The sequence below is a fragment of the Patescibacteria group bacterium genome, assembly GCA_018817085.1.
Lineage (GTDB): Bacteria > Patescibacteriota > WWE3 > CG2-30-40-12 > CG2-30-40-12 > CG2-30-40-12.
Window position 1 is genome coordinate 1 of the sequence record JAHIUT010000043.1, and the last position, 6,805, is coordinate 6,805.

The 6,805-nt window shown below is 36.6% G+C and carries 5 protein-coding genes and 5 tRNA genes; 8 read left to right on the top strand and 2 right to left on the bottom strand.

Annotation, left to right across the window (positions count from 1 at the left end):
- Positions 1-454 precede the first annotated feature (454 nt).
- From KJ678_03065 to KJ678_03080, 4 genes are all read left to right on the top strand, one after another.
- Positions 455-528: transfer RNA gene (locus KJ678_03065), tRNA-Arg, on the top strand.
- Positions 529-599: 71 nt separating this feature from the next.
- A tRNA-Ala gene (locus tag KJ678_03070) sits at positions 600-672 on the top strand.
- 15 nt (positions 673-687) lie between these two features.
- Positions 688-761, top strand: a tRNA-Gln gene (locus tag KJ678_03075).
- 92 nt (positions 762-853) lie between these two features.
- A tRNA-Lys gene (locus tag KJ678_03080) sits at positions 854-926 on the top strand.
- Here KJ678_03080 and KJ678_03085 read toward each other — a convergent pair.
- A complete protein-coding gene (locus tag KJ678_03085) occupies positions 924-3,401 on the bottom strand; it encodes an HAD-IC family P-type ATPase (GenBank protein MBU1017119.1) in 2,478 nt (825 codons plus the stop codon). The two genes, KJ678_03080 and KJ678_03085, sit on opposite strands and share 3 nt — an antisense overlap.
- A 46-nt stretch (positions 3,402-3,447) precedes the next feature.
- Here KJ678_03085 and KJ678_03090 point away from each other — a divergent pair, with 46 nt between their 5' ends.
- The 4 genes from KJ678_03090 to xseB all read left to right on the top strand — a co-directional run bounded on the left by KJ678_03090 (position 3,448) and on the right by xseB (position 6,674).
- A complete protein-coding gene (locus KJ678_03090; GenBank protein MBU1017120.1) occupies positions 3,448-4,359 on the top strand; it encodes a glycosyltransferase family 2 protein in 912 nt (303 codons plus the stop codon).
- Between the two features lie 9 nt (positions 4,360-4,368).
- Positions 4,369-5,139, top strand: a complete 771-nt coding sequence (prmC, locus tag KJ678_03095) for a peptide chain release factor N(5)-glutamine methyltransferase (protein ID MBU1017121.1) — start codon at positions 4,369-4,371, stop codon at positions 5,137-5,139.
- Between the two features lie 119 nt (positions 5,140-5,258).
- Entirely contained in the window at positions 5,259-6,461 is a 1,203-nt protein-coding gene (gene xseA, locus KJ678_03100) for an exodeoxyribonuclease VII large subunit (protein MBU1017122.1), read from the top strand.
- Positions 6,462-6,482: 21 nt separating this feature from the next.
- Positions 6,483-6,674: an exodeoxyribonuclease VII small subunit gene (gene xseB / locus KJ678_03105; GenBank protein MBU1017123.1), complete on the top strand. Its 192-nt coding sequence runs from the start codon at positions 6,483-6,485 to the stop codon at positions 6,672-6,674.
- A 6-nt stretch (positions 6,675-6,680) separates the two neighbouring features.
- Here the strand turns inward: xseB and KJ678_03110 are convergent.
- Positions 6,681-6,756 (bottom strand) — tRNA-Pro (locus KJ678_03110).
- Positions 6,757-6,805: the final 49 nt, after the last annotated feature.

The window sequence follows — 6,805 nt, forward strand, 5'->3', positions numbered from 1 at the left end:
AAGTGTTTTTTCAAATTGTTCTGCTTTACTATTATCTTTTTTCATATTTTTATTAAACTATATAAATTATACCGCTGTTAGCGGGAGATTGCCACTTCTTTTAACCCCTATCTTTTCCCGTCCTTGACAGTTATTTCCAAAATGGAAATAACTGAACTTTCTTGTAATTCTCCACTCTCAAAAATATTTTTAAGGTGTTTATTGACTGCGGGTATTCCAACGCCAAAAAGCGCGACTGTTTCTGCTTAACTTTTATCCATATTTGCAGTATTATAAAGCCAATCACGAGGAGGTCAGTAGCATTAAGTGTTAGTGCTTAATGTAAAGCCCCCATTTTTTTTTCATACCCCAATTTTACCATTTTAAATTAAGTTAGGCGGGGAAAGTAGGAAGCATAGAAAAACTCAAACTACCCTAATACGAACATTTTTGATAGAATAGAAGGGTAAAATAAGCCCTCGTAGCTCAACGGATCAGAGCACCTCGCTTCGGACGAGACGGTTGGGGGTTCGAATCCCTCCGGGGGCACAATAATAGTCCTTCACAGTAGTTCAGGACATAAGAACTTGTAACTCATTTATTTCGTAACAAGTTCTAATGGGCTCGTAGTTCAGCAGGTAGAACACCTCATTCGCATTGAGGAGGTAGGCGGTTCGAGTCCGCCCGAGTCCACAGCTTAAACCATATTGGGGAGTCGTCTAATGGTAGGACATTGCCCTTTGAAGGCAAGTATCTTGGTTCGAGTCCAGGCTCCCCAGCCATTGGATTTTGTTCCTTGATTTTAATCGCCCTTCGGCAATAACGCTCAGGACATAAGAACTTGTAACTCACTTTGTTCGCAACAAGTTCTAATGGGTCGGTAGCTCAACTGGCAGAGCAAATCCCTCTTAAGGATTAGGTTCAGGGTTCGAATCCCTGCCGACTCACTGATTTTTATCAAATTTCTTATAATACAACCTTTTTACTATCTCCGTAACCGCTAAATAACAAACCACAATAATTCCCATTGTAACCAAATAACTCGGTTTCGGCGATTCAAAACTAAATAATTTATGACCCAAAACCGTAAAGGGCAAAATTAAGGTTATTATTATCGTAAAAACTGTTAAAACCAAAATGGATTTTGAAGGTTTTGTCGCTTTAAAAATGCCTCTCTTAGTCCTAATTGAAAACAAAAACAATAACTCCGTTATTACACTGCCCATAAACCAGTTGGTTTGCAATACCGCAGGCGAAATTTTATAAAAAACCAAAAAGAACATAAAATCAAAAAAACTGCTCACAATCCCTAAAAACGAACCCACCAGAGCAATATCCTTTATATTGTATTTTTTAGGGCTTTTAAGTTCTTCTTTATCCACCGAATCGGTTGCAATAGCAACCATAGGAAAATCCGACAATAAATTAAGCAAAAGAATCTGAAGAGGCAAAAGAGGCAGAAAATCAATAAATAAAGACACTATGGCAACTGTATAAAAATTACCGAAATTAGAAGCAAGGGTTGCCTTTATATATTTAGTGGTGTTGGCAAAAGTTTCGCGCCCAGCCTGTATGCCCCCAATAATAACCCCTAAATCCTTTTTCAAAAGCACAATATCCGCCGCCTCATTAGCTACATTAGCCGCCCCCTTAACAACAAGACCCACATTCGCAATTTTCAATGCCGGCGCGTCATTTATCCCTTCGCCCAAAAACCCTACCACAAACTTACTTTGCAAAAGATTAATAATTTCAAACTTTTGCTCCGGCGTTACCCGCGAAAAGACATTATATCGCAATACCGCTTGTGTTTTCTCTAAATTGGACAATTTATTAAATTCAGCTCCCGTTGTAATGTCCGTTATTTTCTCTACTAACCCAATCTCTTTTGCCACCGCAAAAGAAACTTCTTTGCTATCTCCTGTTAAAATCTTAACCCCCACCCCTAAATTTTGCGCCCGTTTAATAGTACTGTTTGCGGTTTTTTTAATAGGGTCAAAAAAAGATACCAACCCAATAAAGTTGAGATTGCTTTCCGCGCTTCTAGCAAAATCTTCTCCTTCAAGTTTCTTTTTGGCTATAGCAATAACCCTGCCTCCTTTTAATCCTTCTTCTTCTGCCCAAACGGAAATGCTTTTCTTTTCAGAATAAGTTAGGTGAGAACAGAGCTTAACTATTTCCTCACATGCCCCCCGTACATAAACGGTAGGAAAAAGTTTTCCTTTAACAAGCAAAGCGCTTCGTTTTCTTTCAGGGTCAAAAGGTAAATTATCCAAAACTTCAATGTTTCTTTTATAGAAAGAGGACAGCTTCTTAAAAACAGCGTCTTCAAAACCTTCTATTTTAAGTCCGGAAAACATTAAAACCTCCTCTTTTTCTTTTACGGCGTAAATATTTGATACCGAAAGCTTGTTTTCAGTTAAAGTTCCGGTCTTATCCGCGCATAAAATTTCCACACTTCCCAAATCTTCTATAGCCGAAAGCCTTTTTATCACCACATTGTTTTTAGCAAGTTTAAAAGCGCCTTTGGACAACGAAAAAGTCATTACAGCAGGAAGAGCTTCGGGTATAACACTTACGGCTAAAGCAATAGAAAAAATAAGAAGTTGCGGAAAATTAGCGGATTGCCCTTTAAGAATCAAATTTAAAATAAAAATAATTGCCAAAGTTATTAATGTAAGCCGTAATATAAACGAACTCAAACTGGTTATGGATTTCTCAAAATCGCTTTCCCGATGTGTTTCTATAGACAGTTTCGCAATTTTTCCAAGCGCGGTTTCTTTTCCTGTTTTTAACACAATCCCTGTGCATTTCCCGGTTGCTAAAGTTGTACCCGAAAAACATAAATTGTTAGCCTCGTAAAACTCGTCCACTACCTTTTTTAAAGGACTGCTTTGCTTTTTAATAAAAACAGATTCTCCCGTTAATACCGACTCATCCACCGTTAAATTTTCCTCTTCAATAACACGGATATCGCAAGGGACTAAATCTCCCGCCTCTAAAAACACAATATCTCCGGGAACAAGCTCTTCGCTTTTAACCGTATTTTTAACGCCGTCCCGAATTATTTTGGATAGGGAAGTTATATATTTTTTTAAATACTTTAAAATCTTTTCAGACTTGTACTCCTGATAAAAACCCAAAAATACATCTATTAAAACAAAAAGAAGAATCATCAACCCGTTAAGTACATCCTTTAATCCAAAAGAGACTAGAGAAGCCACAATAAGTAGGTATATAAAAGGGGATTTAAATTGTCTCAAAAGAATATGCCACCAATAAACTTTGGAATATTCAATTTTGTTCAGACCACAAATTTCTTGGAGTTTAATAACGGAGTTTATAGACAAACCATTTCTGGTTACCTTAAATTCTTCAAAAATTTCATCAAGACTTTTGTTCGCGTACGAAAACAAATCCATATCTTACATAATACTATAAATTCCTCTTTATAGTATAATTAAAGAAATGAAACCTCAAGTTACCGTTATAATAGTAACATTTAATGTTAAAGATTTAACCCGCAACTGCCTTAATTCCATAATTAAACCCAACGAAAATTTGCAAATAATCGTATCCGATAACGGGTCCGTTGATGGGACTGTGGAAATGGTAAAGAAAGAGTTTCCTAATGTTTTAGTTTTGGACAATAAAGAAAATTTGGGGTTTGCTAAAGCAAACAATAAAGCGCGAAAATTTTGCCAAGGAGATTACATTTTAATACTAAACCCGGATACGGTTGTAGAAAAGGATACTATAAAAGCTTGTTTGGAATATATAAAAAAGGATAAAAAGATTGGAGCTTTAACTTGCAAAATAGATTTATGGAGCGGGGGACTGGACAAAGACAGTCGCCGGTCATTTCCCACGCCTTTTATAGCTTTAACCCATTTTAGTTTTTTGGACAGGATTTTTCCCAAATCAAAAGTTTTTGCAAGGTATTGGTATGGTTATTTATCAGAGGATGAAATACACGGGATTGATGTTCCGCAAGGAGCGTTTTGTCTTATCAGAAAGGCCGTTATGGACAAAGTTGGTTGGTACGATGAGGATTATTTTTTAGACGGCGAAGATATAGACCTTGCGTACAAAATTAAACAGTTGGGTTATAAAATAATTTACTATCCGAAAGTAAGAATAATACATTACAAAGGCGCGTCAAAAGGAAAAAAAGTATCCGGTCAACATACCAAAGTGGACCCGCAAGTTAGGAAAAGAGCTTTGTCAAGCGGAGTGGAGGCAATGAAAATTTTTTATAAAAAACATTATATACACAAATATCCTTGGATATTAAACAAGTTGGTTTTTGTGGGGATTGATATTATAAAAACACTGCGACTTTTAATGTTTCACCTAAAATCTCTATATACTAGATACTAAACACTAACCATGGTTTCCTATAAAAAAGAGATAAAATGGCTTTTATCCGAAAAATACAATAACAAATTAACCGCGCAAGCTTGGGAAGATATTCACAAACTAAAAAGAGGAGAACCGCTAGATTATTTAATTGGATATGTGGATTTTTTAGGCTGTAAAATAGACCTTTCAAAAAAACCGCTAATCCCTCGCCCTGAAACTGAATATTGGGTGGAACGCGTTATCAAAGGATATAAAGGGACCCGCCTTGGGCGGACCCCTCTTTTAGATATATTTGCAGGGTCTGGGTGCATTGGAATTTCTATACTAAGACATTTACCTAACTCTACAGTAATATTCTCGGACAGTGAGGATAATTGTCTTGAACAAATTGAAATAAATTGCAAGTTGAATAAAATAGATTCCAAAAGATATAAAATAATTAAATCGGATGTTTTTAAAAAAATCCCAAAAAAAGAAAAATTTGATTATATTTTTGCCAATCCTCCTTATATTCCAACACATTCAAAAGATATAGAACAATCTGTATTAATAAACGAGCCCGCTTCCGCTTTATTTGGCGGAGAGGACGGTTTAACATACATCCGCAAGTTTTTAAGGGACGCCAAGAATTATTTTTCCAAAGATGGAAAAATCTTTATGGAATTTGACCATCCACAAAAGAACCAAGTTAGAGACATCTTAAAAAAACACGGTTATACTAATTACGAGTTTAAAAAAGACCAATTTAACAAATGGCGGTATTTAGAAAAAACTCGTCATTGCGAGGAACGAGTGTAACGAGCGACGAAGCAATCTTACAGAGATTGCTTCTCCCTCGATTGCACTCGGGATCGCAATGACAGAGGTATCGCTTGTGGTCGCTACAACAGGAAAGGGGTGTAGTAGAATAAAATACTATGGAAAAAATATTTAAAGTTTCGGAATTTAATGAATTTATAAATGTCTACTTAAATCAAGTAGGGGAAATAACTGTGGAAGGCGAAATTTCTCAAATAAACATAAGTCAAGGAAAATGGCTTTTTATGACCATAAAGGATGAGAGCTCCAGTGTGGAAGTTTTTGGGATATTAAATACTTTGCCTAATTACAATTTGCTTGAAGAAGGAATGCTTGTTCACATTTACGGAGTTCCGCGTCTTTATCAAAAAACAGGGAGATTTAGCATAAGCGCCACGCAGATTATGCTCGCCGGCGAGGGTTCTCTAAAAATCGCTTTTGAAAAACTTAAAAGCAGTTTAGAAAAAGAAGGGTTGTTTGAGGAAAGCCGAAAAAGAGTTTTGCCTATGTTCCCTCAAAAAATTGGTCTTATTACCGCAAAAAATTCGCAAGCGTATTATGATTTCATAAAAGTTCTAAAAGCTAGGATGGGCGGGATAAAGATATACTTTTATCCCGTTTCGGTGCAGGGCAGGGAATCGGCAAATTCAATAACTGGCGCTTTTGATTATTTTAATTCCAATTTCAAGGATTTGGATGCTGTTATCTTAACTCGCGGGGGAGGAAGTTTGGAAGACTTGCAGAGTTTTAATACCGAGGAAGTGGCAAGAGCAATTTTTTCCAGCAAATTTCCCGTTGTTTGCGGAGTAGGGCATGAAAAGGATGTTTCCATAGCGGATATGGTGTGCGATTTAAGAGCTTCTACCCCCTCCAACTCGGCAGAGCTTATAGCGGAGCAAAAAGAGTATGTGCTGTCAAAAATAACTGCCAACTTTAATTATTTATATAATACCCTTAATAATTTAAAAGAAGAGAAAAAACATAATGTCCAAAAAAATATAATGCTTTTAGAAAGTTCTTTGATAACCAAAGCGGAAAAAATTCGCGCCAAAATGAAAGACTTTCGTTTTCAATTTGAAAAGTTTGGGATGTCCGTTGAATATAAGATATCCCAAGTGGACGAGAATCTGCGACTTCTAAGAAGTTTGGATTACAAAAATGTTTTAAGACGGGGCTTTAGCATTACTTATAATCAGGAAGGGAATATTCTAAAGAGAGTAGGGGACGCTTTGCCAAATTCAACCATTACAACCGAACTTTTAGATGGTAGAATAATATCTGAAATATTAAAGGAGACACCTTTGAAAAAGGTGTCTCCTTAGTTAAGTATTTTAAGGGTGTTTATGGAAAAAGAATTACCACTTTCAGAAGCATTTAAAGAGCTGGAAAAAATAACCGCCGAATTTGAAAAAGGCGATGTGGACTTGGAAAAAGGTATCCCCAAATTCAAAAGGGGACTTATGCTTGCAAAATTTTTAAAAGAAAAACTTTCTAAAATAGAAAACGAGATTGAGGAGATAAAAGAAAAATTTTAAAAACCTTGGTCGGGGCGGTGAGACTCGAACTCACGACCTCTCGCTCCCAAAGCGAGCGCGCTACCGACTGCGCCACGCCCCGATTAACTCCCGTCCATTGCGATAAGTGGATGTTCTCTCGTCATTGCGAG